14 protein-coding genes are annotated in these 15,849 nt (G+C 67.9%); 12 read left to right on the top strand and 2 right to left on the bottom strand.

Annotation, left to right across the window (positions count from 1 at the left end):
• The first annotated feature begins 93 nt into the window (after window positions 1–93).
• Window positions 94–300 (top strand): hypothetical protein, encoded by a 207-nt coding sequence (locus ACT54L_RS06075; RefSeq protein ID WP_476084653.1) that lies wholly within the window; start codon window positions 94–96, stop codon window positions 298–300.
• 17 nt (window positions 301–317) lie between these two features.
• Here the strand turns inward: ACT54L_RS06075 and ACT54L_RS06070 are convergent, their stop codons facing one another.
• A complete protein-coding gene (locus tag ACT54L_RS06070) occupies window positions 318–587 on the bottom strand; it encodes a hypothetical protein (protein WP_476084652.1) in 270 nt (89 codons plus the stop codon).
• A gap of 142 nt (window positions 588–729) precedes the next feature.
• Here ACT54L_RS06070 and ACT54L_RS06065 point away from each other — a divergent pair, with 142 nt between their 5' ends.
• The 10 genes from ACT54L_RS06065 to ACT54L_RS06020 all read left to right on the top strand — a co-directional run bounded on the left by ACT54L_RS06065 (window position 730) and on the right by ACT54L_RS06020 (window position 13,335).
• Entirely contained in the window at window positions 730–2,517 is a 1,788-nt protein-coding gene (locus ACT54L_RS06065) for a potassium/proton antiporter (protein ID WP_476084651.1), read from the top strand.
• Between the two features lie 32 nt (window positions 2,518–2,549).
• Entirely contained in the window at window positions 2,550–2,849 is a 300-nt protein-coding gene (locus tag ACT54L_RS06060) for a hypothetical protein (protein ID WP_476084650.1), read from the top strand.
• A gap of 84 nt (window positions 2,850–2,933) precedes the next feature.
• Window positions 2,934–4,166 (top strand): aminotransferase, encoded by a 1,233-nt coding sequence (locus ACT54L_RS06055; protein ID WP_476084649.1) that lies wholly within the window; start codon window positions 2,934–2,936, stop codon window positions 4,164–4,166.
• Window positions 4,167–4,446: 280 nt separating this feature from the next.
• Window positions 4,447–5,490: an efflux RND transporter periplasmic adaptor subunit gene (locus ACT54L_RS06050; RefSeq protein ID WP_476084648.1), complete on the top strand. Its 1,044-nt coding sequence runs from the start codon at window positions 4,447–4,449 to the stop codon at window positions 5,488–5,490.
• Window positions 5,491–5,493: 3 nt separating this feature from the next.
• Complete coding sequence (locus tag ACT54L_RS06045) at window positions 5,494–8,616, top strand: efflux RND transporter permease subunit (RefSeq protein ID WP_476084647.1); 3,123 nt, start codon at window positions 5,494–5,496, stop codon at window positions 8,614–8,616.
• 594 nt (window positions 8,617–9,210) lie between these two features.
• On the top strand, window positions 9,211–9,399 hold the full coding sequence (gene hemP, locus ACT54L_RS06040) for a hemin uptake protein HemP (RefSeq protein ID WP_476084646.1): 189 nt from the start codon (window positions 9,211–9,213) through the stop codon (window positions 9,397–9,399).
• A gap of 247 nt (window positions 9,400–9,646) precedes the next feature.
• Window positions 9,647–11,371 carry an ArnT family glycosyltransferase gene (locus ACT54L_RS06035; RefSeq protein ID WP_476084645.1) on the top strand — a complete coding sequence of 575 codons (1,725 nt, stop codon included), beginning with the start codon at window positions 9,647–9,649 and terminating at the stop codon, window positions 11,369–11,371.
• On the top strand, window positions 11,368–12,249 hold the full coding sequence (locus ACT54L_RS06030) for a phosphatase PAP2 family protein (protein WP_476084644.1): 882 nt from the start codon (window positions 11,368–11,370) through the stop codon (window positions 12,247–12,249). The genes ACT54L_RS06035 and ACT54L_RS06030 overlap by 4 nt, the downstream gene beginning before the upstream one ends.
• Complete coding sequence (locus tag ACT54L_RS06025) at window positions 12,246–13,004, top strand: glycosyltransferase family 2 protein (protein WP_476084643.1); 759 nt, start codon at window positions 12,246–12,248, stop codon at window positions 13,002–13,004. The genes ACT54L_RS06030 and ACT54L_RS06025 overlap by 4 nt, the downstream gene beginning before the upstream one ends.
• Complete coding sequence (locus ACT54L_RS06020; RefSeq protein ID WP_476084642.1) at window positions 12,994–13,335, top strand: lipid-A-disaccharide synthase N-terminal domain-containing protein; 342 nt, start codon at window positions 12,994–12,996, stop codon at window positions 13,333–13,335. Before ACT54L_RS06025 ends, ACT54L_RS06020 begins: the two co-directional genes overlap by 11 nt.
• 30 nt (window positions 13,336–13,365) lie before the next feature.
• On the opposite strand, the gene metC is transcribed toward ACT54L_RS06020, so the two are convergent.
• A complete protein-coding gene (gene metC, locus ACT54L_RS06015) occupies window positions 13,366–14,544 on the bottom strand; it encodes a cystathionine beta-lyase (protein ID WP_476084641.1) in 1,179 nt (392 codons plus the stop codon).
• Window positions 14,545–14,728: 184 nt separating this feature from the next.
• Between metC and ACT54L_RS06010 the strand changes: the two genes are divergently transcribed.
• Window positions 14,729–15,739, top strand: coding sequence for an amino acid ABC transporter substrate-binding protein (locus tag ACT54L_RS06010; protein WP_476084640.1), 1,011 nt, complete (start codon window positions 14,729–14,731; stop codon window positions 15,737–15,739).
• Window positions 15,740–15,849 lie beyond the last annotated feature (110 nt).

Genomic DNA, 15,849 nt, shown 5'->3' with positions numbered 1-15,849 from the left:
GAGGTGGCGCGCGCGGTATCGGAAGGTGCGATTTGGGCGATGTCCTCAGCGATTTCGCCTCATTGTGCGCACCTTTGCCGGGCTTGATGACCTATGCTTTGCGCCGAATGTCCCCGCTGCCGCCGAAAATCCATCCTGGGCCTGCCCCGCACGGGCACCGCTCTTCCCACGCCGGACACGCCGCCGGCCGGGGAAGCGGGCGCGCGCTTGCGCTGCGATCTGTGCGGCAGCAAGAACATCAAGCTGCTGCGCTTCGCCTCGCCGGCGGAAGCGGTGGCTTTCGTCACCTCGCGGATGTGAAGGGGAAGATGCCAGCCTCAGGCCCGGCCGCGGCACGCCCATCCGGCGGCCAGATCGGGGGGCAGGGGGATGCCATGGCTGACCACCGGGCGTTCCGCCAGCGGCGCGCCATCCGCATCAATGGCATAGACGGCCAATCCCGCCGCATGCAGGCGATCGGCTTCGGCGATCTCCAGGGCGAGATCCAGATCGAAGCAGATGGTGTCCGGTTCCTGGAACAGGGCGCCGGCGGGCGTGCGGATGCATGCCCTGACCAGATATGCGTAAGCAGACGGTGCCACATTCATGGCTGTTGTCTCCGCCCCTGCTACCGCGTTCCCCCGCGGAACGCCTTAAGGTTGCATCGGCAAAACCAACCATACGCCCGCTCATATGGAGCGGCTACAGTCGATTATTGACCGAGACCGAGGGGGAGGAGTCGAGCGGCCGATGGATGCGGTGTTCCTGACGAACCTGATCCTGCTGGTGTGCGCCACGCTGGTGGTGGCCGGCACGGTCTCGAGCCTGGTGGCGGCCCGCTTCGGCGCGCCCATCCTGCTGGTGTTTCTCCTGGTGGGGGTGGTGGCAGGGGAGGATGGGCTCGGCGGCATCCATTTTTCCGACTATTGGGCCACCTATATGGTGGGATCGGCCTCGCTGGCGGTGATCCTGTTCGATGGCGGGTTGCGCATGCGGGCCTCCAGCATGCGCGGGGCGGTGGCGCCCGCCTTTCTCCTGTCCACCGTCGGCGTGCTGCTGACCGCAATCCTGGTGGCGCTGCCGGCGGCCTGGCTGTTTTCCCTGTCCCCGCTCCAGGCGCTTCTGGTGGGCGCCATCGTCGCCTCCACCGATGCGGCCGCCGTGCTCTTCCTGGTGCGCGCCCAGGGGTTGAAGCTGGGCCGGCGGGTGGGATCGGTGATCGAGATCGAATCCGCCACCAATGACCCGGCGGCGGTGGTCATGACCGTCATCCTGGTGGAGCTAATCGCCTCCGGCTCCGCCGATCCCGGTTGGACCATGGTGGTGGGGGTGATGCGGGAGCTGGCCATCGGCACGGTGGCGGGCATCGCCGGCGGCTATCTGCTGTCGGTCTTTCTCAACCGGGTGGAATTGCCCGGCGCGCTCCAGCCGGTGATGGTGGTCTCCTCGGCGGTGCTGCTGTTTGCCGCCACCGCCATGCTGCATGGCTCGGGCTTCCTGGCGGTCTATCTGGCGGGCCTCGTGCTGGGCAACCGGCCCGTGCGGGGGCTGGCGGGCATCATCTCCTTCCACGACACCGTGAGCTGGCTGTGCCAGATCGTCATGTTCACCATGCTGGGCCTGCTGGTGACGCCCCACAAGCTGGCGGAAGCGGTGCTGCCGGGCCTTGCCATCGCCGCCTTCCTGTTCCTGGTGGGGCGTCCGGCGGCGGTGTTTGCCTGCCTGGCGCCGTTCGGCTTCTCCATGAAGGAGAAGGCCTTCATCTCCTGGGCGGGCCTGCGCGGGGCGGTGTCCATCTTCCTGGCCACCATTCCCATGCTGGCCCATCTGCCGGCGGCGCAAGTCTATTTCAACACCGCCTTCATCGTGGTGCTGGCCTCGCTGCTGCTGCATGGCAGCACCCTGGTCCTGGCGGCCCGGCGGCTCAATGTCGCCCTCGCCGAGCCCATGCGCGATCCCCAGCGCTTCGAGATCGACCTGCCCGGCCAGACCGAGCATGAGTTGGTGGGCTATCCCATCACCGCCAAGACCCTGGCCATCAGCACCGCCCTTCTGCCCGCCTGGGCCCGGCTGGTGCTGGCGGTGCGCGAGGGGCGCATCTTGAGCGCCGAGGAGGCGGGAGCGCTGGTGGCGGGCGACTATGTCTATATCCTCGCCCCGCCCCGCCGGGTGCATCAGCTTGACCGTTTCTTCGTGGAGGAGGAAATGGTGTGGGCGGACGACACCGCCTTTCCGTTTGCCGGCGACGTGCGCATGGGCGATGTGGCGGGCCTCTACGGCCTGCCGGTGAGCGAGGCGGAGCGGGACATGACCATCGCCGACGCCTTTGCTGACCGGGCCGACGACCGGCCGGCGCGCGGCATGCGCATTTCGCTGGGACATGCGGTGCTGGAGGTGCGCTCCGTGGATGCCGGCCGGGTCAGCCAGGCCGCCCTGCATTTCGAGCAGGTGGACGGCGAGGGGCCGCCGATCGGCTTTCGGCGGCTGGCGGCCCGCATGGGGCTGCGCCGCCGGGTGGCCGACGGCGGCGGGTCATAAGGGCGGGCGGGGCAAGAGAGCGGGAGTGGACGATGGCGCGTTTCTTCATGCGCGGGCGCGGGGCGAGCGGGGAGGGCGCGCGGGATGCGGCCCGCAAGCTCGCGGATCGCATTCGCGAAATTCTGCAATTGGAGGAGGAGGCCAGCGTCTCCGTCACCGAGATCGCCTGCGGCGATCCGGCCTGCGGCGGTGCGGAGACCGTGATCCTGGTGATGCGGCCGGGGCGGCGGACCGAGGCGGCCAAGCTCCTGAAGCCTCTGGCCACCGTCACCGAGGACGAACTCATTCCCGCTTTGGCCCCCCTGGCCGGACCCGAGGTGCGCTCGGCCTGAGCGCGCAACGGCCCCTTCCCCCGCTGTGCCCTTCAACCGGCGCGCTTCCACCTCTATGAGAAGGGCCACACGAGCCCGAGTGCCATGACCGAAACCTTGATGTCCCCCGCCCCCATATCACCCGCCCCCCTGGCGCCCGCCCTCGCGCCCGTGCGCAGCTTCAACCCGGTCTATAGCGGCCTGCCGACCACCATCTTCGAGGTGATGTCGGGCCTGGCCCGGACCCATGAGGCCATCAATCTGGGCCAGGGCTTCCCCGACGATCCCGGACCGGCGGATGTGCGCGCCAAGGCGGCCGAGGCGGTGGTGGACGGGTGGAACCAGTATCCGCCCATGATGGGCCTGCCCGACCTGCGCCGGGCGGTGGCCGATCATTACCGGCACTGGCAGGGCCTGTCGCTGGACCCCGAAACCGAGGTGATGATTACCTCGGGCGCCACCGAGGCCCTGGCGGGGGCCCTGTTCGCTCTCATCGAGCCGGGCGACGAGGTGGTGCTGTTCCAGCCGCTCTATGACGCCTATTTGCCGCTGGTGCAGCGCGCCGGCGGTATCGCGCGCCTGGTGCGCCTGGAACCGCCCTCCTGGCGCATCACGGCGGAGAAGCTGGAGAAGGTGTTCTCCCCGCGCACCAAGCTCGTCCTGTTCAACAATCCCCAGAACCCCACCGGCATCGTCCATTCCGACGCCGAGCTGCAGCTGCTGGCGGATTTCTGCCTTCGCTTCGACGCCTTTGCGGTGTGCGACGAGGTGTGGGAGCACATCGTGTTCGACGGCCGCCGCCACCGGCCGCTCATGGCCCTGCCGGGCATGCGCGAGCGCACCGTGAAGATCGGCTCGGCCGGCAAGATCTTCGGCATGACCGGCTGGAAGGTGGGCATGGTCTGCGCTGCCCCGCCGATCATGAAGGTGCTGGCGAAGGCGCACCAGTTCCTCACCTTCACCACCCCGCCCAACCTCCAGAGCGCGGTCGCCTATGGCCTCGGCAAGGAGGATGCCTATTTCGAGACCATGCGGGCGGGCCTGCAACGGGCGCGCGACCGGCTGGCGGGGGGCTTGTCCGACCTCGGCTTCGACGTGCTGCCGAGCGCCGGCACCTATTTCCTGTCGGTGGATCTGGCCGCGCTCGACCCGAGCCTGGACGACGAAGCCTTCTGCCTGGATCTGGTGCGCACCCATGGGGTGGCGGCCATTCCGGTCTCGGCCTTCTATGCCGAAGACGCCGTGCGTTCGGTGGTCCGCTTCTGCTTCGCCAAGCGCGATGCAACCCTTGACGGCGCACTGGAACGCCTGGCCGGTGCCTTGCGCAATTACAGGTAGAATGCTGCCGTTGCGGCATTCAAAATGACAGCGCCTTCCCCCGAGAACGTGATCGCCAGTGGCGTCATGTGCGTGTAACGTTCGTTTCAGCGTGGAGCGGTATGAACGCTCCGCGACATCCCGGAGTGTCTGAACGCGAGGTTCTATGTCGGCGGGGAAGGCATCGCGGGGCCTGCGGCCCATTCTGGCTGTGCTGGCCATGGCTGTATTGGCGGGCGGGGGATGGGCCTGGTCCCAGGGTCTGGTGCCCGATAAGTTTCTGCCGTGGAAGAAAAGCAGCGTGTCGGCCGCGCCGCCGGCCCAGGCGCGCGGCGTGCCCGTGCTGGTGTCCACGGCAGTGAACAAGGCCATGCCGCTGCGGGTCGATGCGCTGGGCACGGTGGAGCCCATGGTCTCCGTGACCATCCGCACGCGGGTGGCGAGCCGGGTGGACGCCGTGAAGTTCGAGGACGGCGCCGCCGTGCGCGAGGGCGATGTCCTGTTCGTGCTGGATTCCCGCGACATCGACGCCCAGATCCTCCAGGCGGAGGCCACCTTGTCCCGCGACAAGGCCCAGTTGGACAAGGCGCAGCGCGATGTGGAGCGCTATTCCGGCCTTCTGACCCGCAACGCGGTCTCCCAGGTCCAGGTGGATGACGCCAAGACCACTGCCGACGTGCAGAAGGCCACCGTCCAGCAAGACGAGGCCAATCTCCAGTCGCTCAAGGTCCAGCGCAGCTATTATGAGATCAAGTCGCCGGTGACCGGCCGCATCGGGGTTGCCGGCGTGCGGCCTGGCGCAGTGATCCGGGTGGACGACACCATGGCCACCGTGCGCCAGATCAAGCCCATCTATGTGGCCTTCGGCGTGCCCGAGCGGTATCTGGGCGAATTGCGCGCCACCATGGGCACCTCCGAAGTCCAGTTCCGCCTCCAGGGCGGCGACGCGCGCGTCAATGGCGGCAAGGTGGTGGCCCTCGACAACACCATCGATCCCCAGACCGGCACCTTGATGGTGCGCGCGCTGTTCCCCAATGCGGACGAGCGCCTGTGGCCGGGCACGCTCGGCGATGTCACGGTGACGCTGCGCATGGAGCCCAACATGGTGGCCGTGCCCGCCGAGGCCATCCAGAACGGGCAGAACGGCACCTTTGTCTTCGTGGTGGAGAACAACACCGCCTCGGTGGTGCCGGTGAAGGTCGCCCGCACCGTGGACGGCCAGGCCGTGGTCACGGCGGGCCTGAAGGGCGGCGAGGTGGTGGTCACGGAAGGCCAGCTCGCGCTGCGCAACGGCTCGAAGGTGGATGTGAAGAGCGCCAACGGGGCCGCGACCGCGGGGAGCTGAGCCATGTTCTCGGAACTGTGCATCCGTCGGCCCGTCCTCACCACCTTGCTGATGGTGTCGCTGATTGTCGCCGGCCTGTTCGCCTATCGCCTGCTGCCGGTGGCGGCGCTGCCGCGGGTGGACTTTCCCACCATTTCCATTTCCGCCACCTTGCCGGGCGCCAGCCCGGAGACCATGGCCTCGGCGGTCGCCACCCCCATCGAGCGCCAGCTCTCCACCATTTCCGGCATCACCCAGCTGACGTCGTCGAGCACCCAGGGCTCCACCTCCATCACGGTGCAGTTCGACCTGTCGCGCAACATCGACGATGCCGCGCTCGACGTTCAGTCCGCCCTGTCGGTGGCGCAGCGGCAATTGCCGGCGGAGATGACCACGCCGCCAAGCTTCCGCAAGGTCAATCCGGCCGATGCGCCGGTGATCCTGCTGGCGGTCTCCTCGGACACGCTGCCGCTGTCCACCGTCAATGAATATGCCGACACCATCATCGGCCAGCAGATCTCCCAATTGCCCGGCGTGGCGCAGGTGCAGATCTACGGCACGCAGAAATATGCCGTGCGCATCCGGGTGGACCCCGCCGCCGCCGGCGCCCGCAACATTTCCGCCGCCGACATCCAGAGTGCGGTGGAGGCGGCCGCCTCCAACACGCCCATCGGCCAATTGTCCGGCCCGCGCCAGAGCCTGACCATCGACATGGGCATGCCCAAGGCGGATGCGGCCGCCTATCGGCGCCTGGTGGTGGCCTGGCGCAACGGCGCCCCCGTGCGGCTCGACGAGATCGCCCGCGTCACCAATGGCGTGGAAAACGAGCGCGTGGCCTCCTGGTTCAATGACGACCGCTCCATCGTGCTGGCCGTGGTGCGCCAGCCCGATGCCAATACGGTGGCGGTGGTGGACGAGGTGCGCGCCCATCTGGACGGCTATCGGGCGCAGGTGCCCGCCTCGGTGAAAATCGCGGTGCTGAACGACCGCTCCATCTCCATCCGCGATGCGGTGGACGATGTTCAGAAGACCCTGTTCGAGGCCATCGTGCTGGTGGTGCTCGTCATCTTCCTGTTCCTGCGCAATGTGCGCGCCACCATCATTCCCTCGCTGGCGCTGCCCATCTCCATCGTCGCCACCTTCGGCGCCATGTGGCTGTTGAACTTCTCCATCAACAACATGACGCTGCTGGCGCTCACCTTGTGCGTCGGCTTCGTGGTGGACGATGCCATCGTGGTGCTGGAGAACATCTATCGCCACATCGAGAACGGCATGCGCCCCTTCAAGGCCGCCATCCTCGGCGCGCGGGAGATCGGCTTCACCATCATCTCCATGACGCTGTCCCTGGTGGCGGTGTTCATTCCCGTGCTGTTCATGGGCGGCGTGGTGGGCCGGGTGTTCCGCGAATTCGCGGTCACCATCTCCATCGCCATCCTCGTCTCCGGCTTCGTCTCCCTGACGCTCACGCCCATGCTGTGCGCCCGCGTGCTGAAGCCGGTGGACCACCACAAGAAGCCGCCGCTCTTCTTCCGGCTGAGCGAAGCCATGTTCGACGCCTGGCTGGCAGGCTATCGCCGCAGCCTGGACTTCGTTCTGCGTCACCGGTTCCCCATGCTGCTGGTGACCTTCGCCACCATCGGCCTGTCGGTCTATCTCTACATCACCATTCCCAAGGGCTTCTTCCCCACCGAGGACACCGGCTTCATCACCGGCACGGTGGAGGCGGCCACCGATTCCTCCTTCGATGCCATGGTGGAGCGGCAGAAACGGGTGGCCGATGCGGTGCGCGGCGATCCCAACGTCGCCTATCTCATCTCCACCGCCGGAGCCACGGGTGTCAGCCGCACCACCAATTCCGGGCGCATGTTCATCGCGCTTAAGCCGCGCGAGGAGCGCGCCAAGAGCGCCTTCCAGGTGATCCAGGACCTGCGGCGCCGGGTGGCGGCGGTGCCGGGCGTGAAGGTGTTCTTCCAGCCGGTGCAGAACATCAATATCGGCGGCGTGGCCTCCAAGAGCCAGTACCAGTACACGCTCCAGAGTTCCGACACCGACCTGCTCTATGCCCGTGCGGCCCAGATGGAGGAGCGCCTCGCCACCCTCCCGCAATTGCGCGACGTGACCTCGGACCTCCAGATCACCAATCCCCAGCTCACCATCGACCTGGACAAGGACAAGGCCGCCGCCATCGGCATCACCGAGGACCAGCTGCGCAACGCCCTCTACACCCAGTTCGGCACGCGGCAGGTGGCCACGCTCTACACCTCCACCAACCAGTATGCGATCATCGCCGAGGTGCAGCCGCGCTTCCAGCAGGATGCCAGCGACCTCAGCCGCGTGTATCTGCGCACCACCTCAGGCTCGGTGGTGCCGCTGGAGACCATCGCCGACATTCGCCGCACGGTGGGGCCGCTCCAGATCAACCACCAGCAACAGCAGCCTTCGGTCACCATCTCCTTCAACCTGGCGCCGGGCGTGTCGCTCGGGCAGGCGGTGGAGGCGATCGGAGGGGCCGAGCGGGCGGCCAACCTGCCCCCCACCATCATCACCGGCTTCCAGGGCACCGCGCAGGTGTTCCAGGATTCGCTCTCCAACCAGCCGCTTCTCATCCTGGCGGCGGTGGTGGTGATCTATATCGTGCTCGGCATCCTGTATGAGAGCTTCATCCACCCCATCACCATCCTGTCCGGCCTGCCCTCGGCCGGCATTGGCGCCATCCTGACGCTGATGGCCTTCGGCATGGAATTGTCGGTGATCGCCATCATCGGCATCGTCATGCTGGTGGGCATCGTGAAGAAGAACGCCATCATGATGATCGACTTCGCGCTGGAACGCCGGCGCGAGGGGGCGGAGGCGCTGGAGGCAATCCGGGAAGCGGCGCTGCTGCGGTTCCGGCCGATCATGATGACCACGCTCGCCGCTATCTTTGGCGTGCTGCCCATCGCGCTGGGCGCCGGCGCCGGCTCCGAACTGCGTCAGCCCCTGGGCGTGGCGGTGGTGGGCGGCCTGCTGGTGTCCCAGCTCCTCACCCTCTACATCACGCCCGTGATCTATCTTTATCTCGACCGCATCGACCGCCGCGTGACGCGGGCCGTGTCCGGGGACAGCGGCGAGCCGGTGCCGGGCCCCAGCGTCCACCCCGCCGAATAGGGGCGCGGGGCCGGCCTGGCCCGGCCCCGAAGGCCTGCGTTCCCCATGGGACGGTGCGCGATGAGCGCCTGCGCGTACTGAACATGTGCGCCTGGGGCGGCGGCAGTGAGGGGCGTCCCGCTCGGCGCTGAGCCCTGGCTGGCGCCCATCCCCTGACGGCACAAGGTTGACAGCGGCCCGGCACGGCCCGCCGCGCTGAACCTCGACCCGGCCCGAACGCCGTCGCCTCCATCCCCTCCGGTGACGCGCCGGCCAGACGATGCCCGGCCGCGCGCCGCGTCCACCACGGTCCCAAGTCAGATCCGGCGCCTCAAGCCGCGCGATTCGCCTCTGTGCGGCCCCGCGCGCGGCCGGGCCCTCGCTGCCGCGCGTCCCGGCCTTGTTGCCCCGCCTGACGTTGTTCCCCCAAAGCAGCCCCGTGGCGCCCCCCGGCGCCCCATGGCAGTCTCTGCCTTGTGGGACTGCGTTGATTTCCAGGGGTCAGCGTATTAGAAGGAGATGTGCAGGAAGAAGCCTAATATTGAATTCTTCTAAAGTGCACGAATAGCCTGAAGACGATGGATTTTCAGATCATTGCATATTGGAGCTGTTCAAATGAGCAAGCATGAACATCAAGCTCCCTCCTGGACCCCACAGGCCAAGGCCCGGGCGGTTCCGCTGGTGGGGGAGCAGATGGACAGCCGGGATCTGTTTGCCGCCTCGCGCGTGGTCACCATTTCCCATGGCGATCAGGTCTATCAGCTGCGCCTGACCTCCCAGGGCAAGCTCATCCTGACCAAATAGCCGGCGCCGCGAACCTGCGGCAGGGGAGCGCCCCGGTGCGGGCTTGGTGTGCACCGCACCCGGCTGGGGCAGATTGTGCCTTGCTTCCGCCCAGCTGCTCGGCCATGTGTGCCCGGATTGGGGCAGGCTGCGGCCGGCCGGAGGGGTCCACTTTCCGGCTTGGGCGTTTCTGCTATTGTCCCGCGCCCGAAACGACCCGGACCTGACCTCGCGCATGGCCCTTTCCGCGCCCGCTGGCGGACACCGCATGGCTGCCAGCCCCTCTGCCTCGGACCGCATCGCAAACGGTCTCGACCGCGTCTGTGCCTCCCATGGTCGCGCGGTGGGCGCCCTCGTGCTGTTGTGCCTCCTGGCCTTCCTGCCGGGTTTCTTTGCCATTCCTCCCATCGATCGCGACGAGGCCCGCTTCGCCCAGGCCACCAAGCAGATGCTGGAGACCGGCAATTACGTGGACATCCGCTTCAAGGAGCAGGCGCGCCACAAGAAGCCGGTGGGCATTTACTGGCTCCAGGCGGCCACCGTCTCCGCGGCCGAGGCGGTCATGGGGCCGACCGCGCGCACCAAGATCGCCTATTACCGGCTGCCCTCGCTGGCCGGCGCCATCGGCGCGGTGCTGCTGACCTATTGGGTGGGGCTGGGGTTCCTCACCCGGCGCGGCGCCTTCCTGGCGGCCGGCATGATGGCCACCTGCGTGCTGCTGGGGGTGGAGGCGCGCCTCGCCAAGACCGATGCGGTGCTCCTGTTCACGATCTTGGCTTCGCTCGGTGCCCTCACCAAGGCCTATCTGAATGGCCGCGAGCGGCCCGATCGGGCCTGGGGCGGCTGGCGCCTGCCGGCCATTTTCTGGACCGGCCTTGCGGCGGGCATCCTCATCAAGGGGCCGATGGCGCCCCTGTTCGTGGGCCTGCCCATCCTGACCCTGGCGATCGCCGACCGCTCGCTGGGCTTCATGCGGGCGTTGAAGCCCTTGCCGGGCCTCGCCTGGTGCCTGCTGCTGTGCCTGCCGTGGTTCGTGGCCATCTATATCGTCACCAACGGCGCCTTCTATGAGCATGCGGTGGGCGTCGACATGCTGGGCAAGGTGGCGGACGGGGCGGAGGGCCATTGGGGGCCGCCCGGCACCTATCTGCTGGCGGTGTGGGGCACCTTCTGGCCCGGCGTGGTGCTGGTGGCCATGGCGGTGCCCTTTGCCTGGCGCCACCGGCGCGAGCCGGCGGTGCGCCTGCTTTTGGCCTGGATCGTGCCGGCCTGGATCGTGCTGGAGATCACCGCCACCAAGCTGCCCCATTATGTGCTGCCGCTTTATCCCGCGCTGGCGCTGATGGCGGCCCTTGCTCTGGAGCGTGGCGCGCTCGATGCCGTGCACCGGCGCCTCGCCGGCACCTCGCTCGTGTGGCCCATCCTCGCCACGGTGCTGATCGTCGGCGGGCTCGGCGGCTACATCTGGATTGGCGGCAAGCTGGTCTATTGGCTGGTGGCCCTGCCGCTCCTGGCGGGCTCCATCTTCCTCCTGGTGCGTGCCTCCGCCGGCATGACGCGCAGGGGCGCACAGGCCAGCTTCGTGCTGGCGGCGGGCGGCGCGCTGCTGCTTTACGTGTCCATCTATCAGCTCCTCATGCCCCACATGCGCGGCGTGTGGGTGTCGGAGCGCCTCGCCGAATATGCCCGTGCCAGCGGCTGCCCGGCGGGGAACATCGCCACCGTGCCCTATCAGGAGCCGAGCCTGGCCTTCCTGGTGGGCACCGACACGCGCTTCACCAACCCGGTGGACGCGGCCGATCTGCTCAAGGACCAGCCCTGCTCGCTCGCCTTCATCGGCGCCAATATGCGCCCGCTCTTCACCGACCGGGCGGAGCGCATCGGCCTGCGCTACGAGACCGCCGGCACCGTGGAAGGCTTTGCCTATAATGGCGGGCGCAAGGTGACCATCTATGTGTTCCGGCCTCGGCTGGACGGCGGGAGCGGGCGGTGAAGGCGCGCCTTCACAGGGCCGGGCTGTTCCTGCGCCAGGCGGTCGAGGGGCTGGTGGCGGCCCTTGCCTATGTGCGAGCGCGGCCCGTGCGGGGCACCGCGCCCCGGCTGGTCTCCGGCGGCCTGGTGGAGGCCGCCTGCGCCTTCATCCTGGTGGCCAGCCTCGTCGCCGCCTCCATGATCCTGCTCGATCCCCTGGTGCCCGGCCTGCGGCTGCAATTGCCGCACGGCCTCGTGCGGGTGTTCGAGCGCATTACCGATCTTGGCCTGGGCAGCGTGGTGCTCTGGCCCATTGGACTGGCCCTGCTGGCGGTGCTCGGCGCGCTGCCGGAGCTGAAGGCCATGAACCGTCGGGTGGCGGCGGCGCTGGCGGCGCGCATCGGCTTCGTCTTCACCTGCATCACCGGCGTGGGCGTGTTCGTGCTGGTGCTGAAATATGTGCTGGGCCGCGCCCGGCCCTATATGGCGCTGCACCTGCCCGGCCCCCATCCGGTGCTGACCTTCGACTGGCTCCGGCTGCATGCGGGCTTTGCCAGCTTTCCCTCCGGCCACAGCACGGTGGTGTTCGCCACCGCCTGCGCCTTTGCCGCGCTCTATCCCCGGGCGCGCCTGGCCTTGTTCGCGGTGGCCGGGCTGGTGGCCTTTTCGCGCGTGGTGCTGGGGTCTCATTATCCCAGCGACGTGCTGGCGGGCGGGGCGCTGGCCATCCTGTTCTCCGGCCTGACGGTGAAGGCCTTCGCCGCGCGGCGCCTGGTGTTTTCCGTCGCGGCGGATGGCGCGGTGCGCCCCATGGCGGGCCCGTCCGCCCGCCGCCTGGCGCGCCTGTTCGCGCGCGACCCCCATTCCCAACGATCGGCCCTTGAAGAGGCGAGACCTTGAACGCTCAGACTGCGCTGGCTCCGGCCGCTCCCCGCTACTCGGTCGTGATCGCCGTGCGCGACGAGGTGGACAATGTGGCCCCGCTGATCGAGGAGATCGAGGCCGCGCTGCCCGCCGGTTCGTTCGAGCTGGTGTTCGTCGATGACGGCTCGGTGGATGGCACCGACCGCACGCTGCTGGCCTGCGCCCAGAACCGGCCCAACATGCTCATCATCACCCACCAGGCGCCCTGCGGGAAGTCGGCGGGGGTGGACACGGGCGTGTGGGCGGCGCGCGGCGACATCCTGCTGCTGCTGGACGGCGACGGGCAGAACAACCCTGCCTATTTCCCCGAGATGGTGGCGGCCCTGGAAAAGGGCGGCGCCGGGGTGGGCATGGTGCAGGGCGAGCGCGTGGGCCGAAAAGACACGGCCTTCAAGCGATTTCAGTCCCGCCTGGCGAATGCGGTGCGCAGCGCCTTGCTGCGGGACGGCACCCGGGATACAGGGTGCGGCCTGAAAGTGGTGTATCGCGACGTCTATCTGCGTCTGCCTTATTTCGATGCCCTCCACCGCTTCACGCCGGCCTTGGTGCGACGGGAGGGGTTCGACATCGTGACCGTGCCGGTCAAGGACCGGGCACGGTGGCACGGGCAGTCCAAATACGGCTTCTGGAACCGCCTGTGGGTGGGGATCGTGGATCTCCTGGGGGTGTGGTGGCTCACCCGTCGGCGTCGCGTGCCCAAGGTAGTGAGGGTCTATCCGGATGCTCGTTGACCTCGTCAACGCCGTTGGGGATTATCTCCACGACGTGTTCGTGAACCAGCTCGACTGGTGGGTCATTCTTGGTTTCGTCGCCCAGATCCTGTTCACCATGCGCTTCGTGGTGCAATGGGTGGCGTCCGAGCGGGCAGGGCGCACCGTGGTGCCGTTCGCCTTCTGGACCTTCTCCCTGGGCGGCGGCACGCTGCTTCTGATCTACGCGCTCTATCGCCGCGACCCGGTGTTCATCGCCGGTCAGGCGCTGTCCACCTTCATCTATATCCGCAACCTCCAGTTCGCCCTGCGCGAGCGCAAGGCCAACAAGGCGGCGCTGCCCAAGGCCTGAGCGCCGCCCTGTGCCGTGCGACCTGGCCGCTCAGGCGTCCAGGCGCGCGAGGGCCTGGGCGAGGTCAGCCATGAGGTCGGCGGGGTCTTCCAGGCCGATATGCAAGCGCACCGCGGGGCCTCCGGGCGCCCAGGTGGTGGCGGTGCGGTAGCTGGAGCAGTCGAAGGGGATGGCCAGGCTCTCATAGCCGCCCCACGAATAGCCCATGCCGAACAAGGCCAGCGAATCGAAAAAGGCCGCCACCTTCTCCTCGGGCACCGGCTTCAGGATCAAGCTAAACAGGCCGGAGGCGCCGGCAAAGTCCCGCTTCCAGATGGCGTGGCCGGGATCGTCCTCGAGGGCGGGATGGAGCACCCGCGCCACCTGCGGCTGCGCGCGCAGCCAGCGGGCGACCGTCAGGCCCGAGGCCCAGTGCCGCTCCAGCCGCACCGCCATGGTGCGCAGGCCCCGCGCGGCGAGGGCGGCATCGTCCGGGCTGACGCAGAGGCCGAGATCCCCATGGGTCTGCTTGACCTTCCGCCAGGCGGCGCCGCGGGCGCCGATGGTGCCGAGGTTCACGTCCGCGTGGCCGCCGATATATTTGGTCCCGGCCTGGATGGTGATGTCCACCCCATGGTCCAGCGGCTTGAAATAGAGCTGGGTGGCCCAGGTATTGTCGATGAGGGTGGTGACATCGCGCGCCCGGGCCACCGCCGTGATGGCTGGCACGTCCTGCATCTCGAAGGACTGGGAGCCCGGCGATTCGAGGAAGATGGCGCGGGTCTTGTCGGTGATGAGATCGGCGATCCCCGCCCCGATCAGCGGGTCATAATAGGTCACCGCCACGCCCATGCGCCTCAACACGCCATTGCAGATGGTGCGCGTGGGGCCATAGGCGGTGTCGACCATCAGCAGGTGGTCGCCGGCGCCCAGCACGGACAGGAGGGCGGTGGAGACCGCGGAAAGGCCGGAAGGCGTGAGGACCGTGCCATCCGCCCCATCCAGGGCGGAAAGCGCCAATTCCAGGCCCTCGCCGGTGGGATTGCCGCGCCGGCCGTAGGAATAGCGGCCGGTATGGCCGACGAGATCCGCATAGGTGGGGGACAGCACGGTGGACCCGCGCACCACCGGCGGGTTGACGAAGCCGTCGAAACGCTCGGGGTCCCGGCCGAGGCGGACCACCTCGGTGGCCGGCGCGAATTTTGCATCAAGCTGATCTGAAGGCTTCATCCGGCTCTCCGGGGGGTGCCACACGATTGTGCTGTCTAAACGCTAGGCAGCCTATTGACCACCTGGGCGCGAGAGAATGAGATACATGTCCTTACGACGTCCCGGACGATGGCGTCGATCCCTGAGGGGGGTCGGCGCCTCGAACCGGCACGAAGCTCAGGTGCTAAGAAAGAAGGGACCTTCCGTGAAACGCATCCTGCTTGCTGCGGCTGGATTTCTTGCGCTCGGCGTCGGCGCGGGCCACGCCGCCACTCTCGACGACGTGAAGGCGCGCGGTGCGCTGAATTGCGGCGTGACCCAAGGCCTGCCCGGCTTCTCCAATCCCGACGACAAGGGCAATTGGACCGGCATTGACGTGGACTTCTGCCGCGCCGTCGCGGCGGCCATCTTCAACGACCCCAGCAAGGTGAAGTTCTCGCCCCTGTCGGCGAAGGATCGCTTCACCGCGCTGCAGTCCGGCGCCATCGATGTGCTGTCGCGCAACACCACCTGGACCATGTCCCGCGATACCACGCTCGGCTTCAACTTCGCCGGCGTGATGTATTACGACGGCCAGGGCTTCATGGTGCGGAAGTCGCTGGGCGTGAAGTCTGTGGCGGAACTGAACGGCGCCTCCATCTGCGTCCAGACCGGCACGACCAACGAACTGAACGTGGGCGATTATTTCCGCTCCCACAACATGAAGTACGAGCTGATCGCGTTCGCGACCATCGACGAGACGGTCAAGGCCTATGATTCGGGCCGCTGCGACGCCTTCACCTCGGACCAGAGCCAAGTCTATTCGGTGCGCCTCAAGCTCACCAATGCCGGCGATCACCTGGTGCTGCCCGAGGTCATCTCCAAGGAGCCCCTCGGCCCGCTGGTGCGCCATGGCGATGACCAGTGGTTCGACCTGGTCAAGTGGACCTATTTCGCGCTGCTCAACGCGGAAGAGCTGGGCGTGACGTCCAAGAACGCCGACCAGATGGTTACCTCGGCCAATCCCGAGATCAAGCGCCTGCTCGGCTCCGACGGCAAGTATGGCGAGGCGCTCGGCCTGACCACCGACTGGGCCCTGCGCATCGTGAAGAATGTGGGCAATTACGGCGAGATCTTCGACCGCAACCTCGGCCCCTCCACGCCGCTCGGCATCAATCGCGGCCAGAACAATCTGTGGAACAACGGCGGCCTCCAGTACGGCATGCCGGTCCGCTGACGACATCGCCCGGCGCCGATGGCGCCGGGCCCTTCCGCCCCGCTGCGGGGGCGGGTCAAGAGTAGGTCCGGCGGCCGGCGCCGCCCAGAGACCGTCCGGTTCAGATCGGC

Source organism: Aquabacter sp. DMC10, assembly GCF_056314145.1.
This window is presented reverse-complemented; position numbering and strand designations above follow the sequence as displayed.

What these genes read in the sequence shown, in the direction of transcription:
- ACT54L_RS06070 (WP_476084652.1), bottom strand. Translation starts at nt 587, where the DNA reads ATGAATGTGGCACCGTCTGCTTACGCATATCTGGTCAGGGCATGCATC.
- ACT54L_RS06045 (WP_476084647.1), top strand. Translation starts at nt 5,494, where the DNA reads ATGTTCTCGGAACTGTGCATCCGTCGGCCCGTCCTCACCACCTTGCTG.
- ACT54L_RS06075 (WP_476084653.1), top strand. Translation starts at nt 94, where the DNA reads ATGCTTTGCGCCGAATGTCCCCGCTGCCGCCGAAAATCCATCCTGGGC.
- metC (WP_476084641.1), bottom strand. Translation starts at nt 14,544, where the DNA reads ATGAAGCCTTCAGATCAGCTTGATGCAAAATTCGCGCCGGCCACCGAG.
- ACT54L_RS06065 (WP_476084651.1), top strand. Translation starts at nt 730, where the DNA reads ATGGATGCGGTGTTCCTGACGAACCTGATCCTGCTGGTGTGCGCCACG.
- ACT54L_RS06020 (WP_476084642.1), top strand. Translation starts at nt 12,994, where the DNA reads ATGCTCGTTGACCTCGTCAACGCCGTTGGGGATTATCTCCACGACGTG.
- ACT54L_RS06060 (WP_476084650.1), top strand. Translation starts at nt 2,550, where the DNA reads ATGGCGCGTTTCTTCATGCGCGGGCGCGGGGCGAGCGGGGAGGGCGCG.
- ACT54L_RS06055 (WP_476084649.1), top strand. Translation starts at nt 2,934, where the DNA reads ATGACCGAAACCTTGATGTCCCCCGCCCCCATATCACCCGCCCCCCTG.
- hemP (WP_476084646.1), top strand. Translation starts at nt 9,211, where the DNA reads ATGAGCAAGCATGAACATCAAGCTCCCTCCTGGACCCCACAGGCCAAG.
- ACT54L_RS06035 (WP_476084645.1), top strand. Translation starts at nt 9,647, where the DNA reads ATGGCTGCCAGCCCCTCTGCCTCGGACCGCATCGCAAACGGTCTCGAC.